Genomic DNA, 26884 nt, shown 5'->3' with positions numbered 1-26884 from the left:
AAATATCCTTCACTTTGGGGTTCATTGGGCCGATTATCCTTCACTTTAGGGGTGTTTTATTTGCAGGAATGAAATCTATAAGTTATCTTTATATCTTTAATTAAATCGAAACTGAATGAAAGTAACCCGCATCAGTGGCGACGGCAGATCACGGAAAGTGATGGAGCTGTGTACACTGCTTGAGTCAATGAAAACGAGAACGGCCGGACTTCCGGTCGCCTTTGTGAGAGAGAATATGGGAAGTCGCCTCCTGGTTGGCGATGTAGTAGGTATGGATAAAATTCCAGTGGCGGTGTTTGGCGCCTTGCTGGACGAAAAAGGGGGTTCACCCGAAATAAAACAATACAATGGTGTGGTATTGCTGGAGTTCAATTCCTTGTCGGGGTTGAAGGAGGCACAGGAGATCCGGTCTGCTGCCGCGGATTCGCTGGCTACGCTGGCGGCTTTTGTGGGTGTAAGCGGACGAAGCGTTAAAGTGCTGGTGTCGTTCACCCTACCCGATGGTTCGTTGCCCTCCGATCCGCTGCAGGTGAATTTATTTCATGCCCATGCCTATAAGTTGGCGGCTTCGCACTACGAAGCACAGCTTCGGTGTGAAGTTTCCTTGAAGAAACCCGATCCGGCCAGGGGCTGCCGCATGTCGTGGGATCCGGATTTATATTACAATCCGCAGGCGGTTCCTTTAGTTCTGGAACAGCCATTGGGTATGCCTAAAGGGGAGGTGAATGTTGCAGATAATCCGGTCATCAATATGAATGCGTTGCTGCGGATGAAACCGGGACAAGAACGAAGCCGCTTGGTTTCGGGTTTGTTTGATTCGGCTTTGCAGCAGACCATTCTGTTTTGTGGTTCGCCGGCGGATGATGGTGCGGATGCCTCTCTTTTCTTTACGAGGCTGGCACGTTTCTGCTGGGGTGCCGGCATTCCGGAGGAGGATGTGATTCGGTGGGCATTACTCTACCCCTGGCTTTCGGAAGCTGAGATGGAATTGCGTACAGTGGTGGGCAATGTGTATAAGTTATCGCGCAAGGAGGGTTTCGGGGTGAAGCCTGCCATGCCGCAGGAGCAGAAGAATGTGATCTGGCTGGAGGAGTTTCTGGCCCGGCGGTTTATGTTCCGGCGAAATATGCTGACCGAAGCGGTGGAGTTCCGGGAGCGCAGGAGTTACTATTTTGATTTCCGTCCGGTTACGCCGGAGGTGATGAATTCCATTACGCAAAAGGCTTTACTGGAGGGACTGAAGGTATGGGACCGGGATGTTAAACGGTTTGTGCAGTCGGACCGGATTCCGGAGTATAATCCGGTGGATGAATACCTGGACCGGTTGCCTGCCTGGGATGGCGTGGACCGGATCAGACCGCTGGCTCGGTGTGTGCCAACGGATAACGGGGCCTGGCCGGATCTGTTTTATACCTGGTTCCTGAGTATGGTGGCGCACTGGAAGCAGTTGGATAAATTACATGCCAACAGTACATTGCCTTTACTTGTAGGTTTCCAGGGTGCTGGTAAGTCGTCGTGGTGCCGGAAGCTTTTGCCGCCTGTATTGCAGGATTTCTACATCGAGACGACCGACCTAAGCAATCGGAAGGAGGCTACGCTGAACCTGAGCCGGTATATCCTGATCAATCTGGATGAGTTTGATTCCTTGCGTGCCTCGCAGCAGAGTTACTTGAAAAGCATTATCCAGCTGCCCGAGGTGAAGGTGCGTATGCCCCACGAAAAGGGGGTACGAAGACTGAACAGGGTTGCTTCCTTTATCGCCACGTGTAACACGATGGATACGCTGACCGATCCGTCGGGCAGCCGCCGGTTTATCGGGGTTGAGGTGACGGGCTATGTGAAGCCGGTGCAGGATGTGGATTACGACCAGCTATATGCTCAGGCCATGGAAGCGGTGCGTAAAGGGGAGCGATTCTGGTTTACGGCGGAAGAGGAACGGGCCACCATGGAGAGCAACCGTGAGTTTCAGCGCGTGCCGCTGGAGGAGCAATATTTCCTTCGTTTTTACGAAGCCGGTAACGAAACGGAAGGCGGCAAGTGGTTGTCGGCCACCGAAATTCTGGAACGGGTAAGCGAGCTGAGCGGGGCAACCTTCAGCAACACCTCCGCCGGATTATTCGGCCGGTTGCTGCTCCGAAACCAGATAGCCCGCAAACACACCAACAGCGGCAATGTATACCTTGTGAAGGAAAAGTGAAGGATATTTCGTCCAAAGTGAAGGATATCGTTTCAAAAGTGAAGGATATTCCCCAAAAAGTGAAGGATATTTCCGGCAACAAAGGAGATATCCTTCTCATAAACAACGCATTACATAAATAAGTGAAGGATGTGAAGGATATATTTGTAAATAAATCTATATTTGCGCGATGAAAAAACAAGAACAAATAATTGTTGACCTACTAAAGCAGGGTGATGAGAAAGCATACAAATATTTGTATGACGAACACTATGTATTGCTCTGTAAAATGGCAAATGAGTTTGTTCGTGATGTTTTTATGGCCGAAAATATTGTTGGTGATACCTTATTTCATGTGTGGGAAATAAGGGAAACGCTGGAAATCAATATATCCATCCGAAGCTATCTGGTAAGAGCAGTAAGAAACCGTTGTATCAATTACCTCAATATTAAGCGGGAACAATGGGAAGAGGGCTTCACTACTATAGAGGAGAACGGTGATTCCATAATGCATCCCAACTTGTTTAGCGATGCTTATCCACTGGCATCTTTGTTGGAGAAAGAGCTGGAAGAGGAGATCCGGCAGGCGATTAACCGGTTGCCCGATGAATGCCGCGCCGTATTTATCAAAAGTCGATTCGAGGAAAAGACCTATGAATGCATTGCCCGTGAACTGGGTATATCGGTCAATACGGTAAAGTATCACATGAAAATGGCACTGTCTCGTCTTAACGCAGATCTTTCAAAGTATCTTTTACTCCTTCTTATTGCATTCCGGCAAATAAATTAAAAAAAAGCAGAGGTCCACTACCCTCTCCCTTTTATTAAACTGTCTATATTAATAAGCGGCAAAAATTATGAAGCAAACTGAAGAAAATACACGTATGGATGACCTTATTTCCGAATACCTGTCTCACAGACTAAACGAAGAGGAGCAACGGGAACTGGAAAGGTGGATTGATGCGTCTGCCGAAAACGAACGTTATTTTCACACAAGGAGAGAAATATGGCTTGCCTCTATAAGTGCAAAAGATACATCATCCTTTGACAGCGATAAAGGTTTTCAGAAATTTCTAAACCGCGTGAGGGAGCAAAAACAATCGAAAGAGCGAAAGCTTATCTTGAAAAAATATGCCTATACTGCAGCTGTGGTGGCTTTATTGCTGCTTGTTACATATTCTGCTTATTGGCAGGGGGGAAACGTAATGCGAAACCGTTTTCAGGATATGGTGGTGGAGGTTCCGATGGGTTCGAACAGCATCCTTAGACTGCCAGACGGAACGCGCGTACATCTGAATGCAGGATCAAAGATTATCTATTCGCAGGGATTCGGTGTGGATAACCGTAATTTACAACTTTCGGGTGAGGGTTACTTTGAGGTGACTAAAAATAAAGATCTTCCTTTCAGGATTCAGGCCCGCGAACTGTCGGTTGAGGTATTGGGAACGACATTTAACCTCCGTAACTACGATGATGATGCCGAGGCCGTGGTTAGTCTTCTGGAAGGGAAAGTTAGTATGATCAATCATTTAAATAGAGAAGAGACGCTTCCTCTCCTACCCGATGAGAAGATTGTACTGAACAAGAGAAATGGTAAAACTCAGTTGGTTCGCGGTAAAACGGGGTATGCTACTGAATGGACTAAAGGGTATCTCTTTTTTGATGAGAAATTATTACCCGACATTGCCAAAGAGCTTGAACGTGCTTACAATGTAAATATACAAATAGCCGACGATACGCTGAACAATTATCGTTTTTACGGAAACTTTGTACGTAAAGAACAAACAATTGACGAAATATTGAATATTCTGGCTTCGACAGATAAAATTGCATATAGCAAACGTGAACGCAACATAGTAATAACTTTAAAGTAGAGAGGACATGGAAGAAAAAGAGACTGGTTAACCTAAAAAAAACTGCTTCGTGTCCCTAAAAAAGAACCGGGAGATCTGACTCATCTCCCGGTTACAAATTCTCCGGACATGCGCTACACAAATCCTGAAGGAACCACAAAGATAAAGATTCAACTTTCAGGAATGAATTTATTAAAGATTTTATTCAACTAAATTTCATTAATTTATGAAAATAAAGAAAAAGGTCATCTGTGTGACCCTGGCTTTGTTTTGCCTGAACTCATTGATTTTTTCACAAAACGTAAGTCTGCATATAAAAAGCACAACAGTTAAGCAGGCCATGGAAACCCTGAAAGAAAAAAACGGTTACTCGTTTGTTTTTTCATCGGGTGATGTGAACACCAGCAAAAAGATAAGTATTGAAGCATCCGACCAGCCAGTGGATGCCGTAGTTAAACAAATTCTATCCGGCCAGGATGTAAGTTACGAGATAAAGGGAAAGAACATCGTTGTAAAGAAAGCTAGTAACGTAAACAATGTGCCGCAAAAACAGAAAAAAATATCAGGTGTTGTTACGGATGCCGGCGGAGTACCTGTGATTGGAGCCAATGTAATCGAAAAAGGAATGGCTGCCAACGGTACGATTACCGATATAGACGGTAATTTCAAACTGGAAGTGGCCGAAAACTCTACATTGCTGATCTCCTATATCGGCTTTAATTCGCAGGAGGTTAGCGTGTCCGGGCGTAATTCAATTACAATAAAATTGCAGGAGGATACCAAAACGCTGGATGAAGTAGTAGTGATTGGTTATGGCGTACAAAAGAAAAGTGATTTAACCGGAGCAATTTCTTCTGTTAAAATGGATGATACCCGAATTACTACAATCTCTTCAATCGGTCAGGCAATGGCTGGAAAAGCAGCCGGTTTACAAGTTAACACGGTTAGTGCTCAACCAGGAGGGGGAACTGAATTTCGAATCCGTGGGGCAGCTTCATCCGATAAAGCAGGTAACGATCCATTAATTATCATCGATGGATTTCCTGTCTCAGATCCGGGAAATCTGGACAGTGGAAATCGCTACAGTGATGGGAAAAAGGACAACATCCTTGCATCCATAAATCCTAATGATATAGAATCTATTGAAGTTTTGAAAGATGCCAGCTCTACAGCAATCTATGGTGCAAGAGCCGGCAATGGTGTAATTATTGTTACGACCAAAAGAGGTAAAAGCGGAGCTCCCAAAGTGAAATATTCTGGTAGTGCATCTGTCCAGGAAATTGCGAAATCGTATGACTTACTTGATGCCAAAGAGTTTATGCAGTATACGAATACTTATCTGAAAGAAGATTGGAAGCTCAATAACAAAGTATATCCATATGGCAGCAAAACAGAAGCGGAAATATCTACCCCTTTTTCACCCAGGTATTCGAATGATGAAATCAATAATCCTGTCCACAATACAAAATGGTTTGATGAGATTACCCGGATGGGATATCAGACCCAGCATAATATTTCGATGAATGGAGGAAATGAGTATACACAATATCTTGTTTCTGGTAATTATTTCAAACAAGAGGGTATTGTAAAAAACAATGGGATGGAGAGATTTTCAGGCCGAATCAATTTGGATCAGAAATTAAGTAAGTATATCAAATCGGGTATTAATCTTACGCTGTCGAGAAATAACTATGATAATGTGTCATTAGGAGATGGGGGCAATGAATATGCCGGAATCATGGTGTCTGCTGCTCAGTTTAATCCGTTAATTCCGATCAAAGATGAAAATGGAAATTATGTTCTCAATGATGCCGCAGCATTTTTGCCAAACCCAGTCTCACTTTTAGAAATTACCGACAAAACAATTAAGGAAAGGGTTTTAGCCACAGTATTTATCGAAGCGGAACCAATTAAAAATCTAAAAATCAAAGCTAATTTCGGACTGGACCGTAATTATCAAAAAAGAAAGACTTATTTGCCAAAAACGACATTATATGGATTTAAAGAGGGAGGAAAGGCCTCTGTTTCGCAGGGAGACAAATCCGATTATCTTACTGAATTAACAGCCAATTATCTATTTGAATCAAATGGACATTCGTTTAGTGCACTGGGAGGTTATTCATATCAGATTTTCGACAATGAAGGTTTAAGTGCCGGAAACAACAATTTTCTTATTGATGGGTTCCTCTTTAATAATTTGGGAGCTGGGGCTGCTCCAAAACCAAATGTTGGCTCATGGGCTACCCGAAACAGGATGGCTTCGTTCTTTAGTCGCTTAAATTATTCTTTTCAGAGTAAATACCTTGTTACAGCTACATTCCGAGCTGATGGAGCATCTAATTTATCGGAAAACAACCGGTGGGGATACTTTCCTTCTGTTGCTTTAGGTTGGCGTTTCCTTGAAGAAGGATTTATGGAAAAGGCAAAAAATGTATTATCCAATGGTAAACTTAGAATAAGTTATGGAGAAACCGGTAACTCGAATATTGGAAACCGGGCAATCAGCTATTACGGCGTTGGTAATAACAATGCTTTTGGCGACACTGAACATAAGGGTGTATACTTATCGCAAATGGGAAATCCAAACCTCAAATGGGAGACAACCAGAGAATGGAATATTGGAGTAGATCTGGGTTTTATAAATAATCGTATAAATCTGACTGCCGAATATTTCAACAAAGTAGTTTCCGATTTACTAAATGAAAGACCGCTATTATCCTATCATGAAATTGACCGTATAGCAGCTAATGTAGGGAAAACCCAAAGTCAGGGTTTCGAACTTACAATAAACACTCGAAATGTTGAAACAAAAGATTTTAGTTGGTCATCCGATCTTACCTTCTCTTTATACAGAGACAAATGGAAAGAACGTGACCCTAGCTGGAAACCCTCAGCCTATTCAATATACAATGCCCCAATGCGTGGTTGGTATGGATATTTGTCTGACGGACTAGTTCAAATAAATGAGCAAATTAAACATATGCCTGGTGCACTTCCCGGTCAGGTAAAAATTAAGGATATTGATGGATTCAAGTTGGACAACAATGGAAAAATTATGGTTGATAATTCGGGTAAACCAATGAAATCCGGTGTCCCTGATGGTAAATTAGATGATGCAGACAAAGTGTTTTATGGATCTTCTGATCCTGGGTACTTATTTGGGTTCAATAATACTTTCACATACAAGAATTTTGATCTGAACCTGTATGTATACGGTCAATTTGATAAATTATCATCAGGTAGCTATCAAACAAACTGGATTGGTCTGGTTCCTGATCTACGAAGAGGTTACAACCAAACAACCGCAATACACGATGTATGGAGTTCCGAAAACACAAACGGTAACCTTCCAGGGTACTTCCAGAATAAAAGTTCTTATGGAACAGGTGATTATTACTTCAAAAAGATATGGTTCTTACGAATGAGGAACATTACACTTGGATATAACATTCCACTAAAACGCAACGGAATATTGTCCAATTTACGAGTATTTGCAGATGTTTACAATCCATTCACAATTACACCATATAAAGGGTTGGATCCTGAAACAGATACAAATTCATACGCATATCCAAATGTAAGAAGTTACAGTTTGGGAATTGATATTACTTTCTGACAAAAACTTATTAATTGATTTTTTATGAAAAAGTTATTATATTCTCTCTTATTAGTCTGTTCAATGAGTTCTTGTATGAATCTTGAATCGGAAATGTATGATGTAATTAATCCGGGAATATTTCCTGTAAATGATGTTGATGCTGATGCATTGGTTACATCTGCTGCCTATTCCCCCTTCAGATCTAATTGGTATAGTGGTATTTTTAGTACTGCATCCGGAGTTCAGATCATCGGTGATATGACGACTGATTTAGCTGATTGTCAATGGGGTGGAACTGTTTGGGAACCTCTTACAGATCATGCATGGACACCTGATCATTCTTACGTAGGGAGATTTTATATCAATCATGTTCGCGACATCAGCAAAATGACACTCACGATGGAAAGAGTTTCGCAAATAGAAATGGCTGAGGACAAGAAAAATATTTTCCTTGCGGAACTACATTGTGGAAGAGGATGGCTTGCATATTTACTATATGATTGGTATGGTCCGATTCCTGTAGCCACCCTTGATGAATTGAAAAATCCTCTGGAGGATAAAATAATTCCACGACCAACAAAAGAAGAGATGGTCAAATTTATTGAAATGGAATTACTTGAAGCGGCTAAAGTATTACCTGCAAATTATGATAGAAATTCTCAAAATTATGGTCGTTTCACAAAAGGACTAGCCTATACAGTGTTGATGAAACTCTATATGCATGAGAAGCAATGGGACAAAGCGGAAAAGATAGGGCGAGAGCTTACCAAAAGTGAATATGGATATGATTTGGTACAAAGCAGTTATAAGGATATCTTTACGTTAGAAAATGAGAAAAATGCAGAGATTATTTGGGCATGCCAATCCGATAGGAGTGTAAATCAGCAACTTTGGCTGGCACATGCTCTACCTAGTCAATACCCTACTAAAAATCTGAGTATTCAAAAATGGAATGGCTATCGTGTTCCTTGGGAGTTTTACAACACTTTTGAAAAAGAAGATAACCGTTTCGATGTGTTGGTTGGCGATTTTACAGGATCGGATGGAATCCGGTATAATCAGGCTAACAAGGATAAATACAATGTTCTTTTTCTAGGAGCTATTCCTGTAAAGTACGGCGAAGATCCTATTGCAACCGGAGAAGAAAGCCAGGTTGACTGGGTAATCTACCGATACGCAGATGTAATTACATTACTTTCCGAAGCTATTGTGCGTAATGGAAATGCTGTTACACAAGAAGCTGTTAGTTTACTCAATCGTGTTCGTATTCGTGCAGGTTTGCAGGCTTATTCATCTAGTCAGTTTGTATCTGTTGATGATTTTTTGGACAAATTATTGCTTGAAAGAGGTCACGAGTTCTGGTTTGAAGGGGTTAGACGGTCCGACTTGATTCGTCATGGCAAGTATATTCAATACGCTAAGGATAGGGGATCATTAACCACCAAACCCGAATATGTTTTATTTCCTATACCTCAAAGTGTAATTAACGAAGGAAAGGGAATTATCATACAGAATACAGGCTACTAATAATAACAGCTAACAGGTCTCGCACTTCTGCTGGCATATATGCTGGTTTTTTATATGCGGGACCTGTTTATAAACTTTAAATAATGCACAGACTACTTTTTATATTCCTTTTAATATTCGGAAAATTTATTGAATGTATAAGTCAGCCTGCATCGATTTCCAACTGCGGCCTAAAGCTTGAAAAAGATGTGCCAGATGGATTGAAATTAGTTTGGCACGACGAATTTAATGAGGGCAGGTTAGATACAAACCAGTGGAGTACTCAATATTATTCGACATGGGATTTTATTGATAAAACAAATTATGAGGCATTTAAAGAGAATAATCTGCCTATGCCTGCAATGTTTTTTACGGACTCTACTCTTGTTTTATATACGAATGAACTGTTCCCCGAAAAAGCTTATTGGCCTTCCGGACGAAAAATATCTTCTATACAAACATACGATTGGAATAGAGATACCTGTTTATCTGCCAACTTTGTTGGTGGTTACATTGAGGCTCGTATCCGTAGAAACGCATCAAAAGATGCAAAAATGGTTAATGGTGCTTTTTGGCTTGACTCTCCGGGACCAGATCTTAAGTACTTCATAGAGAAAGGGAATCATGCTATTGATGTAGAAGGAATACGTCCTTCAGGGCAAGTATTTGAAATTGATCTTTGTGAATACCTGAATACAGAAATAGTTTTACACGGAAACGTAGCTGCCGATGGTACTTTTAAAAAAAATATAGGACATCATATTGTGCCGGGAGATTTTCAAAATAAGTGGATCACCCATGGTATGTTATGGACGCCTGCAGGGCTCAAATTTTATATTGATGGAAAGTTGGTTAAAGAATGGTGGGATCCCTCTGACATTAAATCGCCTAATCATATGATGAATCTTTACCTGGGGATTTATGCAAAAGGAGGCAAGGCAAGTATGGAGGTAGATTATATCCGTTTTTATCAATGGGATCTTGAAAAGAATAACGAATTACCAAATGGTGATTTTGAGTACGGTAACTCACTGTTCCCCTGGGAAGGCTCAGCTGGTATTGAAAAAGAAAAGGTTATTTCCGGAAAGCAAGGAGTAAGCATTGCTCCTGGAGACTCCATATATCAATTGGTTTATTTAGATCATACTCAAAATTACAATGTACATTTTCAGGCATGTAATACCGGCAATCTTAAGATTCGAGTAGAAAATTTAAAACCTGTTAGTAGCAAGGTTGTTGGCTATTTTGATGCTATATATAATATAAAACCATTTTTTGAGTCGTTTACATTACCATTTAAAACAGAGAATGATTATAAAGGCCACAAAACTACCGTTAAAGTAATCTTAATAAACAATAGCAAACAAAATATTATAGTAGATCAAGTCATGATAAAAAAAAGAACCTGAACTATATTAACACCCTCCCAACTTATAACGCATTTATTATTACATTTGACAGATAAATCTAAATAACAGAAAAATGAATAAACGTTTTGTTCTGGCAATGGTGATTGCCTTGTTTACGCTCTCATCGGCGGTGTTTGCTTCCAACAGGAAAGCAGGCCATGTAATTCTGATTGGTTTGGACGGATGGGGTTCTTACAGTGTGGAGAAAGCTGATATGCCTCATGTTAAGAAGCTGATGCAGGAGGGTGCTTATACCTTGAAGAAGCGGAGTGTTCTTCCATCGTCGAGTGCGGTGAATTGGGCTTCCATGTTTATGGGTGCCGGTCCGGAATTGCACGGGTATACGGATTGGGGGTCGAAAACTCCGGAACTTCCGTCGAGGGTTGTTACCGAAAATAATATCTTTCCCACTATTTTCGGGTTACTGAGAAAGGCCGATCCCAAAGCAGAAATAGGCTGTCTGTATGAATGGGACGGCATCAAATATCTGGTAGACACATTGTCTCTTAATTATTACGAGCAGTCGCCCGATTATACAAAAAACCCTACTGCTCTGTGTGACATGGCCTGCAGATATATAAAGGACAAGAAGCCTGTATTGGCTGCCGTTTGCTTTGACAATCCGGACCATGTTGGACATCAGGACGGACACAACACGGAGGCTTACTATGCAAAATTAAATGAACTGGACGCATACATCGGTAAAATCATTGCAGCCATGAAGGATGCGGGCATTTACGATGATTCGGTTATAATAGTAACTTCCGATCACGGTGGCATCGATAAAGGGCACGGAGGAAAATCGATGATGGAGATGGAGACACCTTTTATTATTGCTGGCAAGAATATCCGTAAAAGCGGTTTGTTTGAAGAAAGTATGATGCAATTTGACTGTGCTTCGACCATTGCTGCGTTGTTTGGGTTACAACAACCTCAGGTCTGGATAGGAAGACCTATGAGTCAGGTTTTCAGATAAGCTAGAAGAAGAAATCCTTCTTAATACTGGTACCCGGCTCTAAAGAACCGGGTATTTTTGTTTTTTGATATAAGCTTTTCTACAAACAATTATTATAATGGGAATGTTATATTAAGTATACATTCTAATATTTCTAATTTCCATATAAGATTGTTTATCTATGAACAAAAAACATTTATTTACTATCCTATCCGTCGCAGCCTTGATGGCTTGTTCGCAAACAAAAACAAAAGACGGTGATCGTATTATTCCTGTTAAAATTGCCACAGTTGAAGCCTATTCCGATATCCGGAAAGAGTTTTCGGGGATTGTGGAGCCTGTGGATTTTGTAAATCTGGCCTTCAGGGTAAACGGGCAGATTATAAACCTACCTGTAATTGAAGGGGAGCGGGTAAAGAAAGGACAGCTTATTGCCGAGATTGATCCCCGCGACCTGGCTTTGCAGTATGCAGCTGATAAAGCCACATTCGAAACGGCCGGTGCGCAGCTGGAACGGAATAAACGCCTTTTAGCCAAGCAGGCCATTTCCAAACAGGAATATGAGATTAGCGAGGCGAATTACCAACGGAGTAAGTCGGCCTACGAATTATCTTCTAACAACATGCGGGATACGAAGCTGTATGCTCCGTTTGCCGGATCCATCGAGAAGCGGCTGGTTGAGAATTACCAGCGGGTTACTTCGGGTGCTTCTGTAGTAACGTTGGTGAATACTGACAAATTGCGTATCAAATTCACCATGCCGGACGTATATGTAAGTCTGCTGAAGTCCGACAAGCAGTCGTTCAAAGTGGAGTTCGATGCGTTTCAGGGGCATGTCTTTAATGCTTCGCTGGAGGAGTTTGTGGATATCTCTACCTATGGTACCGGGATTCCGGTATCGGTACTGATTGACGATCCGGCATTCGACCGTAAGGTGTATGATGTTAAACCGGGATTTACCTGTAATATTCAGTTCAGCGCAAATGTAGAGACATTCATACCGGGCGGAAGTATAGCGATTCCCCTATCGGCTGTATTCGAAGATCCCACCACTAAGAACAGATATGTGTGGATGGTGAAAGATAATAAGGTGGAACGCAGGCAGGTGCAGGTGCTATCTCCTACCGGGGATGCCATGTTTCTGGTATCAGAAGGGTTGACTCCCGGAGAGGTTATTGTATCGGCCGGGGTATATCAGCTGGTAGACGGAAGTTTGGTTAAACCTGTTAATTAGGGAGGATAGAGCATGAATCTGGCAAAATATTCGTTGGATAATACCAAGGTGGTCTATTTCTTCCTGGCTGTTCTGCTTATTGGCGGTATTTTTTCGTTTGGCAGGCTGGGGAAAAAAGAGGATGCACCTTTCGTGATCAAGACAGCAGTGATTATGACCCGCTTCGCGGGAGCTACCCCGGAAGAGGTGGAACGGCTTGTTACCGAACCTATCTCGCGCGAGGTACAGAGTATGAGTGGAGTATATAAGATTAAGTCGGAGTCAATGTACGGTATGTCTAAGGTGAATGTGGAGTTTCTGCCTTCGCTTCCGGCATCGTCTATTCCGCAGAAATGGGATGAATTAAGACGTAAGGTTCTTAACATACAGCCTTCGTTACCTTCTGGGGCTTCGGTTCCTATTGTAAACGACGACTTTGGGGATGTATTTGGTATCTACTATGCGCTTACCGCCGATAAGGGATTTACCTACAAGGAGATGCGTGATTGGGCGGAGGAGATTAAAACACACGTGGTTACAGTAGACGGAGTTACCAAGGTAAGTCTGTTTGGTGTGCAGACGGAGGTGGTGAATGTGTTTATATCGGTAAACAGACTTGCTTCCATGGGGGTGGACCCGAAGATGCTGGGGCAGCTGCTGCAGTCGCAGAACCAGATTATAAACGCAGGAGAAATTGTGGCGGATCAGCAACAGCTGAAGGTGGTTGCCGATGGTACTTACACCTCGATTGCCGACATCAGCAACCAGCTTATTCCTACGGCCAACGGGCAGTCGGTGCGGTTGGGCGATTTTGCCCGTATTGAAAAGGGATACCTCAATCCGCCTTCAACCTTGATGCGGGTGGACGGTAAACCGGCCATAGGGATAGGGATATCGTCTGATCCGATGAAGGATGTGGTGAAAACAGGCGATCTGGTTGAGGCAAAACTGGCCGAGATTGAGTCGCTGATTCCTGCAGGCATCGAACTGGTTACATTGTACCCTGAGAATGTGATAGCCAAAGAGGCCAACAACGGGTTTATCCTGAATCTGGTTGAGTCGCTGCTGATTGTGATTGTAATTATCATGTTGGTAATGGGGTTCAGGGCGGGAATGCTGATAGGATCGTCGCTGATTTTCTCTATCGGGGGCACTTTGCTGGTGATGTCGCTGCTGGGAGTGGGACTAAACCGTACGTCGCTGGCCGGTTTTATTATCGCCATGGGGATGTTGGTTGACAATGCCATCGTGGTTACTGATAATGCACAGATTGCCATCGCCCGGGGTGTGGAACGACGCAAGGCGCTGATAGACGGTGCTATGGGACCGGTTTGGGGGTTACTGGGGGCTACATTTATTGCGGTTTGTTCTTTCCTGCCGTTGTACCTTGCTCCGGCTGCCGTGGCCGAGATTGTTAAACCATTGTTTGTGGTACTGGCTATTTCGCTGGGATTAAGTTGGTTGCTTGCTCTTACTCAGACCACCTCGTTCGGCAATTTTATATTGAAGGACCAGCCCAGCAAAGATGGTAAGGATCCTTACGACCGTCCTTTGTATAAGAAATTTGAAAGAATACTTGCTTTTCTGATCAGGCGAAGGGTGCTTTCTCTTTGCGTGGTGGTGGGTGCCTTCGTGCTTTCGCTGGTCGCCATGGGGCTGCTGCCTCAGAATTTTTTCCCCACGATGGACAAGCCCTACTTCAGGGCGGATGCCTTTTTCCCCGATGGATACGGCATCAGGGAGGTGGAGCGTGATATGCAGCGGGTTGAAGCCAACCTGTTGAAGAACCCGAAAGTGAAGCATGTGTCTGTAACCATGGGTAGCTCGCCGTTACGTTATTATCTGGCCAGTACTAGCGTGGGTCCTAAACCGAACTTTGCCAATGTGCTGGTTGAATTGCACGATTCGGATGATACACAGAAAACAGAGGCGAATTTCGAGAAGTACATGATGGAGAATTATCCCAATATAATTATACGGAGTACGCTGTTTAAGCTGTCGCCCGCCACGGATGCCACCATCGAGATAGGATTTATAGGGAATAATACCGATACGTTGGTTGCGCTTACCAACCGTACCATGGAGCTGATGCACCGGAATCCGGGCCTGAAGAATATCCGGAATTCGTGGGGCAACAAGGTTCCGGTGTGGAAACCGGAATTCAGTCAGGCACGGGCCCTCCCATTGGGGGTGAGCAGGCAGAGTATGGCGCAGAGTATTCAGATAGGGACTTCGGGTATGCCGTTGGGGGAATTCCGCGAGGGAGATCTCTCTATCCCTATTTTACTTAAGGGAAGCAATATCGATTCGTTTAAGATTAATAATATGCGTACGTTGCCGGTGTTCGGGACACAGAAGACGACCACAAGTCTGGAGCAGGTGGTGTCTGCCTTCGATCTTTTATTCGAATTTCCGGTGGTTAAGGTGTACAACCGGCAAAAACTGATGATGGCACAGGCCGATCCGGTACGGGGGAAGAACTCGGCCGAGGCCTTTAACGAGGTGATGGAGGCGGTTCACAAGAATATTGTAGTGCCCGAAGGTTATTCGATCCGCTACTTTGGAGAGAAGGAGAGTCAGGATGACAGTAACAAAGCGTTGGCAGCCAATCTGCCGCTTACCTTCTTCCTGATTTTTGTGACCTTATTGCTGCTGTTCAGAACGTACCGGAAGCCGGTAGTGATTATACTGATGCTACCGCTCATCTTTATCGGTGTGGTGTTAGGACTGGTAGTTATGGGGAAGACGCTGGACTTTTTTGCAATTCTGGGGGTACTCGGATTAATTGGGATGAATATCAAGAATTCAATTGTTTTGATCGACCAGATCGGTCTGGAGGTTGCACAGGGGGTTGAGCCATACAAGGCGGTGATCATTGCGACCACAAGCCGTATTGTGCCTGTAGCCATGGCATCGGGGACTACCATTCTGGGTATGTTGCCTCTGCTGTTCGACGCCATGTTCGGGGGTATGGCAGCCACCATCATGGGAGGATTGCTGGTGGCTTCGGCGCTGACTTTATTTGTGCTTCCGGTGGCGTATTGCTCGATCCATCACATTTATGAATCTAACACGAAAGAATGAATATGAAAAAGAAATTAATAATCGTGTGTGTGGTATTGGGTTTAACCCAAGTATTGATTGGGCAGGTTTCACTCACTCCCGATATGTACCGGGAGCGGGTGCTTGCCTACAGCCAGGTGCTTAAACAGGCACACGAAAGCAAGATAGCAGCATCGGCTGCCAAAGGGATTGCCCGTACCGGGTATCTCCCAAAACTGGATTTCAGTGCACAAGGTACGCTTGATTTGAAAGAATTGGACAAATGGGACGGAGCCGTTGGCGAATACCACAACCATACCTATTACGGACAGCTAACATTGAGTCAGCCGCTGTATATGGGAGGAGCTGTGAAAGCCCAGAACAAGGTGGCCAGTGAAGAGCTTTTATTGGCTGAGTTAAGCGAGGAGCTGAGTATGGATCAGATTGTATATCAGGCGGAAGCTGTTTACTGGCAGGCGGCGGCTACGCAGGCTTTGCTGGATGCGGCAGAGGAATACCGGCGTATCGTTGAGGAGCAGCACCGGGTGATATCGGACCGGTTTGAAGACGGATTGATAAGCAAAACGGATTTACTGATGATCTCAACGCGCCAAAAAGAGGCGGAACTGCAGTATATTACAGCCCGGAAAAATCATACGTTATCTATGTACCGGTTACATACCCTGATGGGTGAAGATCCGGAAAAAAAGATGGAGGAACTGGCAGGCATGGATGAACAGATGGATTTACCTGCATTTCTGGAATTGGACGAGGTACTGGGGCGCAGGGCCGAATTTAAAAGTGCACAGGCTAATATTAGAAAAAGCGAGGCGCTAAGAAGCTCTGTCCTTAGTAAATTCAATCCTCAGTTATCCATGTTTGTTACCGGAGGCTGGGGTTCTGCTTCGCCCAACCTGGGACTGGATCCCGCGTTTGCTGCTATTACCGGCCTGAACCTGAGTTTTCCGGTATTTCACTGGGGGGAACGACGGCAGACCGACAAACAGTATAAAGCGTATGTAACGGCGCAAAAGCTGCAGGAGAGTCTGGCTATAGATCAGATAAAGGAGGAGCTGGCCGGAGCTCGGGCTAAAATACAGGAGAGTATGAATCAGGTGCGGACAGCCCGTGAGAATATCGGACTTGCCGAGGAGAATCTGGATCTGGTTACCTTTACCTATAATGAAGGGAAAGCCAGCATTGTGGATGTACTGTCTGCGCAGCTGAGCTGGACGCAGGCCAAATCGAATGTGGTGAATGCTTGGTTAGGACATAAACTGGCTTTAGCGGAATACAAGAAGGTTGTTTCCTATTAAAAAGCATCTATTCCATGTCGAAGAACATAAAAAAAATGTTTGAAAATATTAAATTGTTTCATACATTTGGGGCATAGAAAAACAGTAACACAATAAGTGTTATTTTTTATAGTTAAGGTTTTGGTTATAAAGAGCATCCGGTTCGTGAGAATCGGATGCTTTGCATTTATAGAGTATTTAATAAAGAAAAAGGCAGTTCGGTTTGAACTGCCTTTTTCTTTATAGAATGAAATATGCTTTTAAGCTTTCTTGGATTTTCCGTAACCGTACTTCTGACTGTAACCGTAGCGGTACGAGTACTTGTAGCCGTATTTGTAACTGCCGTATTTACCCTGAGGGGTGGTGGCATTGAGCACCACAGTGACTCCGGTAAGGCGGTTGTCGCGCTTGATGCTGTTTACAAAGTTTACGGCATCTTTCTGCGTTACACGTTCGCGCATTACATACAAGGTTACATCGGCCACGCGGTTGAGCATGAAGGAGTCTGACACCACACCTACCGGCGCCGAGTCGATGATGATATAATCGTACTCTTCACGTAGTCCGTCAAACAGGTCGTTCAATGTTTGCTTGGATAGCAATTCATTGGGATTTGGGGGTACCGGACCAGCCTGCATAATGTGAAAGTTGGGGTACAATACCTCCGTCACTTGGTCCACACCGTGAGCCATACCTGCCAGGTAGGTTGAGAATCCGATATTCACCTTGGGGATACCTAAATCGTGAGATAGCTTAGGGTTGCGGATATCGCCTCCGATAAGCAGTACCTTTTTATCCATCAACGAGAGGCTACGTGCCAGATTGATACTGACAAAAGTTTTTCCTTCGCCGGGAACTGTAGAGGTGACCATCACCACCTTCTTATTGGGCTCGTTAAGCATAAACAGCAGGTTGTTACGCAGGGTACGGAAGAGTTCGGTAACGGGACTGTCGTCGTTGGCCTGTACCACCAGCGCAGTTTCCATAGGGGTGGTGATTGCCTGAATATCGCCAATCACATCAATATCTTTAAGCGGTGCCAGGTCGTCCATGCTTTCGATGGAAGTATGGAAGAGGTCGCGTACGAAGATGGCTCCCACCGGAAGGACACAGCCTACCAAAAAGAAGGCCAGAAGTATAACAGCCCGCTTAGGGGCTACAGGAACATCGCTTGAATAGGGTTCCGACACGATTTTGGCCTTGGGTGCCACAGCTGCCTGGGTAAGGGCGGTTTCTTCGCGTTTTTGAAGCAGGAATACAAAGAGGTTGTTCTTAACCTCCTGCTGACGCAAAATGTCTTTATATTCGCGCTCCACCGCTGGGATATCCTGGATACGGGCATTGGTTACAGTATTCTGTCTGTTGAGGTCGCGCAGAGCTATTTCGGAAGCATGACGCACGTTAGACAGTGAAGCCTGGATACTCTGACGCATGCCTGACACCTGTTGCTTCATCTGGATCAACGCAGGGTTGCTTTCGGACGAAGATGATTCGAGCCGCTCTTTCATTAGCAGCAGCTGGTTGTATTCGTTGATTACGGATACCAGTCCGGCATCGGTCACCCCCAGGTTGGGGATAAGCTTGTTGGCATTGGCCGGGCGGGCGATAAAGTCTTCAACAAAGCGGGTAAGATTGAGCTGGGTTTCTATCTCCACGCGCTTCTGCTCGTTCTGACCGGTCTGCCCCAGGTAAAGCTGGGCCTCTGCCTGAATATCGGTGATCTGTTTCTGCTGACGGAAATCTTCCACCTGCTTTTCTACGGTTCCCAGCTCGACAGAGATCTCCTTGATACGCTCTTCAATGAAAACGGCTGTGTTGTGGGCTACCATGTTTTTATCGTTGGTGGCATCTTCGTTATAGAAGTTGACCAACTGTTGCAGGAAGTCGCGCCCCTTCTTCTTTATCTCACTCTGTATACTGAGGGTAAGAACCGACGATTGCTTGGCGGACGGGGTTACCTTCAGTTCGGCCGACAAGCGTCTGGCTTGTACAGAGGGATTAGAGATGGTTGCCTCGAAGGTATAGGGTTCTTGTTTATAAGCCGGATCAATCTCGTTGTTGCGGCTCACATAGAAGCGCCCCATGGGAAGCTTGAGGTAAACCGGAAGGGTGTCGATTCGTCCGTGAAAAGGTATTTCTTCGTATTGACCGGATACCTCGAAACCTTTGCCCTGAGGGGTGAAGGTAAAAGTTACCGGTGCAGGAATCTTTTTAGGTTCCATGTCTTCCCACCGGATGTAAAGGGGGGCATTGCCGTACAGTTCGTTGTCGTTAAAACTCCAGCGGGTTACCTTACGGTAGGTGGTGTACAGTTCGAGTGAGGTTACGGCTTTGGAGATAAGGTCCGGCGATTTAAAGAGGGCGATTTCGTTCTCGATATTGTTCTTGCCGGCACTCATGCCCAGATCCTGCAGGAGCAGCATCTCTTCGGTAGCCGTATTCTCGTCTTTGAGAAGCACGATTACATTGTTTTCGTAGATATTATTCTGCCGTTTAAGATAGACAAAACCTACGATTGTAAAAAATACAATGCTGACAATAAACCAGCGCCAATAAGATAAATATTTAAATATGATACTCCGGATGTCCAGTTCCTCATCCTGCACTACAGAGACGTTGTTTAAATCTTGTTGCATTCCAATTGCTTTTGGGTTGATAATAAATTAACGGGTGGCTGTGATAATAAGAGTGGCCACCGATATAAGGGTTGATATTATTGATATGGTGAAGGTCTCGGACGAACCTATTCCTGCCGCCCGGGCTTTTGTTTTGTTGGGTTCTATAATCAGCACATCGTTCTGCTGCAGGTAATAAATCTGAGGATTAAGCACCAGATCTTTGTCTTGCAGGTTTATACGGTATACAGCTTTGCTTCCGTCTGCATACTCACGGATAAGCATTACGTTTTCGCGTTTACCGTAGATGGTAAGGTCGCCCGCCATAGCCAGAGCATCAAAAAGGGTACATTGCTCGTTGGTGGCTGTGAAAGAACCCGGACGGGCCACTTCACCCAGAACGGATATCTTATAGTTCTGGAAGCGGACGTTGATAACCGGCTCTTCCTTTAAAAACTGCGGATATATCTTGCTTTTGATAAGATTTTGCACCTGTACGCGAGTCAGCCCAGCCACATGAAGAGTTCCCAAAACCGGAAATTCGATGTTCCCTGCATTGTCGACAATATAATTCTGCAACCCTGCGCCGTAAGTGAGCTGGGTGGTATTGATGGATCCGGTATTTGCCGGAGCCAGGGGCAGGTTGAAAGGAACGGCAGCTTCAGGTACGGTGGTATTTACCGTTACCGTAAGAATATCTTTGGGCATGATTTTGGCTTCGTAGATCATAGCTGTTTCTTTCAATTGTTTTTCTGGAAGTTGTTCGGCATCCACCAGATAGGGTATATTCTTAGTAGACCCGCAGGAAGCGAGTAAAATACATAGGGCCGATAAAAGTGATAAATTAAGGATTTTCATATTTGTTTGTGTTTCTATATGAGTATATGTGAGGCAAAGATATAGCTATTTTTTTTGATTTAACATGATTTTGCATTAAAAAATACAGTCGGATTTATATCTGATAAAGAACAATATTCTATGCAGATTGTTCAGTTTTGTTAAAACCAGGTCTATCTTGCAAAATGAAGGTTTATCCGGCTATATTCCGCACCAAATAACATAGTTTATTACTTTTCGAATTACTATTTTTACAGTTCAGCTGATAATAGGCCCTTAATATGTCAATTCTATGAAAAATCAGGGAAAGAGTGGTTATAATCAACTGGAGGGTGTTTCGGCAGAAAGGCTTGCTGCTTTTTTGGGAATTTCGGATGCCGAGCTTTATTCGTTGAAAACAAAAGAAACTGGGGGTTACGCTGAAAGAAGAGTTCGATTTTGTACGCTATTACCTGGATGTGGAACGAAAAAGGCTGGGGCCCGATTTTGAAGTTGAATGGATGTTGGATGAGTCGGTTGACCCCGAAAAGGTATTGTTGCCGGCTATGTTTATACAGATACTGGTGGAGAATGCCATCAAGCACGGTCTTTCGCTGAAAGAGGGGGAGAAAAGATTGCGTATTTGCGTGAGCAGACAGACCGGGGGTATCAGGGTATGCGTGAGCGACAATGGATTAGGATATTATCCGGCACATGGACAAAATTTATATAATACAGGTACGGGCCTGAAGATGTTATACCAGACAGCCGATGTGCTGAACGGAATGAACAAGGAAAAGCTGACTGTTACCGTGGATAACCGCAAAGAGGATTGTGGCACGGAGGTTTGTATTTCCGTATTGCAAATACGATTTTAACATACCTTCCCTATTATAGTTAAAACGGCCTTTGTTTTGCAAATAAAAGACTTGAATGGTTTAAATACGGCCCTGTTTTCTGTGATATAAAGGGGGCATATGAGGATTATAGGGTATTACCGGAGCATTTCTAATCGTATATCTGTTCCTTTTTGCCTTAGCAATGGTCTGACGGATGATGCGGGCTACCCTGGCAATGTCGTTATCGGTGAGTGAGGGACCGGAAGGCAGACAGAGTCCGCTGTTGAAAAGATATAAGGCTATTTCGACAAGCTGACTTTGCGAGCTTCCCGAATGAAGACTATCGGTAACACATAAAATTCTAGACCTGCTCATAAAAGGTATCGTCTAATTCTGCAAGGTAGATTTTATTCTGCCAAAGCTGGATATAAAGAGGTTCACTACCAATATTGGTAATGTTATGAACATACCAGACAGGAATATCAATATACGAAGGCGTGTTCCCATCCAAATTGAACTCCAGGATCTCTTTCGTTCCTATTTTACGCATTTTCACAAGAGCCTGCCCCTTAATGACGGTTAGTCGGCTTAACGTTCTGATGTGATAATGATTTCCCCGGGTGGCAGCAGGCAAAGTAGAACAGAATGACAGCTGCCCTCCCACCCCCATATGTGAAGTCTCCACCAGCATTCCCAACATGTCCGGATGCTGTTCGAGTCTAACGGGATAGTGGCTTTTAAAATCAATATAGCTGCAGAAAGTATTGAAGATATTAAAGTCGTTCGGATCGTTCAGCTCAGGAATAATCCCCCTATGCAGATAAAGCTCCCTATATTGTTGGAGCAGATTAAGAATGGAAGACACTCTATGCTGAAAGTCCCATGAGACTTCATAGCAAGATACTAAGTGAACTGTCTTTTTAGCCTGTTTTCTGATTTTCTGAATTATCAATTCACACAAATTAGCGACATACACCAATTTAACGTCCGAATCTTGCAATAATTGGGGAGTTTCACCATGTGTAAGCTGATAACAGAATGTAGCTATAAAAGAATTATTGAATGGTCTGGAAAAGGGACCAAACACATTGGGGATTATCAGGCCGGTAAAGGAAGCTCCTCGTTTAACAGCCCATTCTTCCAGCATCAGCCGTCCGTCCCGCTTTGATTTACCGAAAGCATTATCCTTTTCTTCCTGAATGGACGAAGCGAACAATACATAGGGTGTCACTTTCTCGGCATCCATACAAGCGATCAGCTGAGTAACCAAACGCATGTTCGTATCGTATAAAACTTTGGGATAGGAATGACGGTTCAATGCGGATAAATGAATTATAACATCACATTGCCTGACAAATTTTCTCAAAGCCGCATCGTCGTGGAAAAAGTCGTCGAGAAATAAAATACGTTCAAATTCGCCGGGATAAAGCCCCAACGTGTTGTATAGGTGAGTACCTATAAATCCGGACTGTCCGGTAATGCCTACACGAATCATACTTGTTCTTTCTTGATTTTAAGTTGGTACTAAACACAGGTAACCCACTGGTGATAATACATACATGTATAACACTTCAAATGGAAATAATTGAATAAAATGATTAGAGCTGAGGGCGGAACAGACAGTTCCAGCGTGTAGAATACAACGTTATTATTCTTCCCGAGTCAACCAAAAAAAAACGTCAACAAAATAGAATATCAAGGGATTATTACTTTAGATAAAAAGTAATGAAAGGAATAATAGCATTCACTGATTTTTAAATTATACTAAATAGAGAAATAAAAAAGACACTTAAAAAGATGGTCACCCCCAGTAAGGAATAACAACCTCTCATCTATAAATATAACAGCAATTGAAGCTTGATGTTTATTAAATTACATTATAAAATGTATCTTTGTACTTCAGACTAATAATGAAGATCAATGAAAACATATAAATTGTTTGCTCTCTGTGCAGCAGTACTCCTTCCTGCCTGGACGGTTTTTGCACAGGAAGAAACCCTGGAAAATACAACCTCATGGAAAGCCGAAGTTTTTGCATCGGCAGCTAGTGGAACAAACACCCCTTTTTGGCTGGCCAGCAACCGATACGGACTTGTTCCGCTGGATGCAGGCAACGGCTATGGACTTACAGGTATCACGCATCATCAAAGTTTGAATAAAGATTGGAGCTGGCAGGCCGGTCTCAGTCTGGCCGCCGTAGAACCCCGTTACCGGAATATACTGATCCAGGAATTCTTTGCCGGAGTATCCTATAAAAATTTACGACTAACCATCGGCAGCAAAGAGAATCACACCTCCTTATGGAACAAAGCATTAAGTTCCGGCGACATGGTTCATTCGGGTAATGCGCGGCCTATTCCGGAGCTTAACCTGAGTATGCCGCACTTCACCCTGGTTCCTTACACAAAGGGTTGGCTGCAGATAAAAGGTGATTTTGCCGTAGGGCGATCGTTCGATGAAGCCTACCTGAAACAGACTGTACGCCCCGGCACTACGTATGTAGACAATGTATTATGGCATCACAAATCCGGTTATCTGCGTCTGGAAGATACCAAAGGAAATTTCCCCGTTTCAGCAACCGTTGGTCTGCAGCACTGGGTACAGTGGGGCGGAACATCCAGTAACCCTAAAATTGGGAAACAACCCCAATCCTTCCGCGATTTCATTCGTGTGGTTACCGGCAGCGAGGGTGGCGAAGGGGCTACTTTGTCCGACCAGATTAATGTATTAGGAAATCATTACGGATCGTACGACATGGAGCTGGCCTATCAGGGACAGAAGCTGTCGGCAAGAGCGTATCATCAGTGGTATTTCGAAGATAAATCGGGGATGGAGCTGGCCAACGGAACCGACGGTCTGTGGGGCGTTGAGGTGAACCTTCACACCTGTAGATGGGTGCAGAAAGTGGTGGTGGAACATGTGGTTACACGCAACCAAAGCGGACAATTCCATTTCCTTGAATTTGATCACGACAAGTATCCCGGACGGGGCGGCGGTGGCGACAGCTATTACAACAACGGCGAATATACCACAGGAGTTTCTTACTTTAACAGAGGTATAGGTTCGCCGCTGATTCCTTCGCCCGAATACAACGAAAACGGATCACTTGGATTTCCCAACAACCGGGTGAGTGACTGGCATGTGGGGATATCGGGCGAACTTTCAACACAAGTATCTTACCGGCTTCTTGCAACGGCCATGAACACCTACGGAAGTCATGCGCGGCCGTTTCGCGACATCAAACAGGGAGTATCTGGGTTACTGGATATTACATACAAGCATCCTAAACTTGAAGACTGGCAATTTACAGGAACAGTGGCTGGAGATGCCCGCGAACTATTTGGACGTAGCTTGGGTGTAGGAATCAAAATTACCAAGACGGGGATTCTGAAAAACTGGTAAGGATTTTACCTGTATTTTTCCCAAAGAGCGGATGCAATGGTTTGGCGTGTCTGATCGGCCAACAGCTCAAGGCCTTTACGATCGGGCACCAGGCCTTCGGTAGACACCGGAGGATGAATAATAAGCTCCATCCGATGGCGCTTCAGGTTCAGGCTGCCGATGGGTAATATTTCAAAAGGACCGTTTAAGGTAATGGGCACCAATGGTAATTTCAGATCGGCAGCCAGCTGATAGGCTCCTTTTCTGAATCGGATCATCTTACCATCATATGTACGCGAACCTTCCGGAAAAATAACGATGGATGTTCCGTTTGCCAGGTATCTTTCGGCTTTACGGATCACCTGGACCGAACCACCCCCTTTTTTATTCTCCACAAAAATAAAGCCGGCAGAACGACAGGCAGCTCCTACAAAAGGAATCTTGCCTATCCCCTCCTTCATCACCCATTTAAAGGGAACACCCAGAAATCCATAAATCAGGAAGATGTCGAATGCCCCCTGATGGTTGGATACAAATACACACGATTTACCTGCAGGGATATGTTCGCGGCCGCGAACCGTAACAGGACAAAGAGCCAGGTAACAGGTAAGTCGTGACCAGATTCTACCTGGCCAATAAGAGAAAACAGATTCATTTCCAAGGAAGCATCCCGCCATTGTAACAAGGGCTGTAAGAAGAGTAAGCACTAAAAAGACAGGCACAAAGATGAGCCATGTATAGAGGATGTATAGGATACGCTTCATGGTGTTTCGTTTAGTAAGCCAAATATAAATGCAATTTTTCGGGCTTTTGCTATTTTTATTCTAAAATATTTTTGCAGTAACTTTATTATTACTTTATTTGCACCTAGAAAGAAAATAATTATAAAAAATCTATACCCATGAATGAATTCATTAAATCACTGGGAGTGATTGTACTCCTGATTGGCGTACTTGTACTAATTGGATGCATGTACGCAGGAGCTGCATCAAATTCTGCTTTATTACTTGGCTTAGGTCTTATTATCGGAGGCTTTTTGTTCCACATCTTCCTTAATAAAAAGGTTGAATAGGATTTAAAGATTGGTAAAAAAGAAAAACGGGTTACATTCATAAATGTAGCCCGTTTTTCTTTTAATATATCAGCTTATTTCTGCAGACTCAGCCATTCGGCCAGTGCTTCTGTAAACTGTCTGTTCTCGTCGGCTGTTTGCGTAGAGATACGGAAATATGTTTCATCCAGTCCACGGAAATTCGAAGCATCCCGTATCAGGATTCCATAGGTAGACAACAACCAGTTTTTGAGGTCGGCTGCTACACCGGTCTTCAGTCTCACCAGGAAGAAGGTGGACGCCGTAGGAAGTACTTCAATCCCATCCAACTTATTCAGCTGGTAAATAAATTCGGCTGTTTCACGCTGCCATTTACGTACAGGCAAAGTAAACTGAGCCGGATGAATCAGAATATACTTACTCGCTTCGATCGCAAATGCATTGATTGACCATGGAATCAGGTATTTGTTGATACGCTCTGTAATATCCGGCTGGGCAATGAGGTAACCGATTCGAAGTCCCGGAATATTATAGGCCTTGGAAATAGACTGTATGATAATCAGGTTCGGATTGTTCTTGACATCTGCTGGTTTCAACAGATCTTCTGTAGTAAACGCTACATAGGCCTGGTCCACCACAAAGACAGTATTGCGGTTTGCGGCTATCAGAGCCAATAATTCCGAACGATGAATCATCTTTCCATCCGGATTGTTCGGGTTACAGATCCAGCAGAAATCCTGTCCTTCAAAAGAAACCTCCTGCAGATCGTCTCCTGTCGAGAAGAAGCTTACCTTATGTTCATGCAAACAACAAGCATCCTCGTATTCAGAAAAAGAGGGAACTGCAATAAGTGAACTGGCACCTCTCCAGGCTTGGGCAATAAGGTAAAAGGCGCTGACAGAGCCATTGGTTACCACCACATTTTCTTCATTCACTTCGTGCCGGCGGGCCAATAATCGCTTAAGTGTGGCAGCATCGGGCTCGGGATAACGGGAAAGCTTGTCGAACTGTGTGTTCAGATGCTCTTTTAGTTTTTCCAGATTTGCGCCATGCCAGACATTGGAACTGAAGTTGATCTTCACTTCTGTCTGAGAGTTAAAATAATCGTCACCGTGACCGAATAGCATAATTTTAT

General features: G+C 44.0%; 20 protein-coding genes. 14 read left to right on the top strand and 6 right to left on the bottom strand.

All coding sequences use genetic code 11. The features are described from left to right. Positions 1–115: 115 nt before the first annotated feature. From F5613_RS14055 to F5613_RS14010, 10 genes are all read left to right on the top strand, one after another. Positions 116–2197: a BT4734/BF3469 family protein gene (locus tag F5613_RS14055; RefSeq protein WP_079682505.1), complete on the top strand. Its 2082-nt coding sequence runs from the start codon at positions 116–118 to the stop codon at positions 2195–2197. A 169-nt stretch (positions 2198–2366) separates the two neighbouring features. After that, the gene (locus F5613_RS14050; RefSeq protein WP_179400206.1) at positions 2367–2966 is read left to right on the top strand and encodes an RNA polymerase sigma-70 factor; all 600 of its coding nucleotides are present in this window, start codon (positions 2367–2369) and stop codon (positions 2964–2966) included. Between the two features lie 67 nt (positions 2967–3033). After that, positions 3034–4050, top strand: coding sequence for a FecR family protein (locus F5613_RS14045; protein WP_179400205.1), 1017 nt, complete (start codon positions 3034–3036; stop codon positions 4048–4050). Positions 4051–4255: 205 nt separating this feature from the next. After that, positions 4256–7645, top strand: a complete 3390-nt coding sequence (locus F5613_RS14040; protein ID WP_179400204.1) for a TonB-dependent receptor — start codon at positions 4256–4258, stop codon at positions 7643–7645. Positions 7646–7669: 24 nt separating this feature from the next. Beyond that, positions 7670–9154: a RagB/SusD family nutrient uptake outer membrane protein gene (locus F5613_RS14035; RefSeq protein WP_179400203.1), complete on the top strand. Its 1485-nt coding sequence runs from the start codon at positions 7670–7672 to the stop codon at positions 9152–9154. Between the two features lie 83 nt (positions 9155–9237). Then, positions 9238–10542: a glycoside hydrolase family 16 protein gene (locus F5613_RS14030; protein ID WP_179400202.1), complete on the top strand. Its 1305-nt coding sequence runs from the start codon at positions 9238–9240 to the stop codon at positions 10540–10542. Positions 10543–10615: 73 nt separating this feature from the next. Then, the gene (locus F5613_RS14025) at positions 10616–11518 is read left to right on the top strand and encodes an alkaline phosphatase (RefSeq protein WP_179400201.1); all 903 of its coding nucleotides are present in this window, start codon (positions 10616–10618) and stop codon (positions 11516–11518) included. 160 nt (positions 11519–11678) lie between these two features. Then, entirely contained in the window at positions 11679–12731 is a 1053-nt protein-coding gene (locus F5613_RS14020; RefSeq protein ID WP_179400200.1) for an efflux RND transporter periplasmic adaptor subunit, read from the top strand. A 12-nt stretch (positions 12732–12743) separates the two neighbouring features. After that, a complete protein-coding gene (locus tag F5613_RS14015) occupies positions 12744–15794 on the top strand; it encodes an efflux RND transporter permease subunit (RefSeq protein WP_179400199.1) in 3051 nt (1016 codons plus the stop codon). Positions 15795–15796: 2 nt separating this feature from the next. Beyond that, positions 15797–17068, top strand: coding sequence for a TolC family protein (locus tag F5613_RS14010; RefSeq protein ID WP_179400198.1), 1272 nt, complete (start codon positions 15797–15799; stop codon positions 17066–17068). 239 nt (positions 17069–17307) lie between these two features. Here F5613_RS14010 and F5613_RS14005 read toward each other — a convergent pair whose 3' ends face one another. Further along, positions 17308–19683, bottom strand: coding sequence for a GumC family protein (locus F5613_RS14005; RefSeq protein WP_179400197.1), 2376 nt, complete (start codon positions 19681–19683; stop codon positions 17308–17310). 27 nt (positions 19684–19710) lie between these two features. Further along, positions 19711–20520 carry a polysaccharide biosynthesis/export family protein gene (locus F5613_RS14000; protein ID WP_079682507.1) on the bottom strand — a complete coding sequence of 270 codons (810 nt, stop codon included), beginning with the start codon at positions 20518–20520 and terminating at the stop codon, positions 19711–19713. A gap of 271 nt (positions 20521–20791) precedes the next feature. On the opposite strand from F5613_RS14000, the gene F5613_RS13995 reads away from it, so the two are divergent. Together F5613_RS13995 and F5613_RS13990 are read left to right on the top strand one after the other, a co-directional pair. Then, positions 20792–20989: a hypothetical protein gene (locus F5613_RS13995; protein ID WP_179400196.1), complete on the top strand. Its 198-nt coding sequence runs from the start codon at positions 20792–20794 to the stop codon at positions 20987–20989. Next, positions 20958–21356 (top strand): ATP-binding protein, encoded by a 399-nt coding sequence (locus F5613_RS13990; RefSeq protein WP_179400195.1) that lies wholly within the window; start codon positions 20958–20960, stop codon positions 21354–21356. Before F5613_RS13995 ends, F5613_RS13990 begins: the two co-directional genes overlap by 32 nt. Positions 21357–21416: 60 nt before the next feature. Here F5613_RS13990 and F5613_RS13985 read toward each other — a convergent pair whose 3' ends face one another. Together F5613_RS13985 and F5613_RS13980 are read right to left on the bottom strand one after the other, a co-directional pair. Beyond that, positions 21417–21692 carry a hypothetical protein gene (locus F5613_RS13985; RefSeq protein WP_179400194.1) on the bottom strand — a complete coding sequence of 92 codons (276 nt, stop codon included), beginning with the start codon at positions 21690–21692 and terminating at the stop codon, positions 21417–21419. Then, the gene (locus F5613_RS13980) at positions 21679–22812 is read right to left on the bottom strand and encodes a polysaccharide biosynthesis C-terminal domain-containing protein (RefSeq protein ID WP_179400193.1); all 1134 of its coding nucleotides are present in this window, start codon (positions 22810–22812) and stop codon (positions 21679–21681) included. Before F5613_RS13980 ends, F5613_RS13985 begins: the two co-directional genes overlap by 14 nt. Before the next feature lie 425 nt (positions 22813–23237). On the opposite strand from F5613_RS13980, the gene F5613_RS13975 reads away from it, so the two are divergent. Next, positions 23238–24719: a capsule assembly Wzi family protein gene (locus F5613_RS13975; protein ID WP_179400192.1), complete on the top strand. Its 1482-nt coding sequence runs from the start codon at positions 23238–23240 to the stop codon at positions 24717–24719. 5 nt (positions 24720–24724) lie between these two features. Here the strand turns inward: F5613_RS13975 and F5613_RS13970 are convergent, their stop codons facing one another. Beyond that, complete coding sequence (locus F5613_RS13970) at positions 24725–25462, bottom strand: lysophospholipid acyltransferase family protein (protein ID WP_179400191.1); 738 nt, start codon at positions 25460–25462, stop codon at positions 24725–24727. Positions 25463–25599: 137 nt separating this feature from the next. Here F5613_RS13970 and F5613_RS13965 point away from each other — a divergent pair, with 137 nt between their 5' ends. After that, the gene (locus tag F5613_RS13965) at positions 25600–25770 is read left to right on the top strand and encodes a hypothetical protein (protein WP_176134021.1); all 171 of its coding nucleotides are present in this window, start codon (positions 25600–25602) and stop codon (positions 25768–25770) included. Between the two features lie 74 nt (positions 25771–25844). On the opposite strand, the gene F5613_RS13960 is transcribed toward F5613_RS13965, so the two are convergent. Continuing rightward, positions 25845–26876, bottom strand: a complete 1032-nt coding sequence (locus tag F5613_RS13960; protein WP_179400190.1) for an aminotransferase class I/II-fold pyridoxal phosphate-dependent enzyme — start codon at positions 26874–26876, stop codon at positions 25845–25847. Between the last annotated feature and the right edge of the window lie 8 nt (positions 26877–26884).

This window comes from Macellibacteroides fermentans (assembly GCF_013409575.1).
Lineage (GTDB): Bacteria > Bacteroidota > Bacteroidia > Bacteroidales > Tannerellaceae > Macellibacteroides > Macellibacteroides fermentans.
This window is presented reverse-complemented; position numbering and strand designations above follow the sequence as displayed.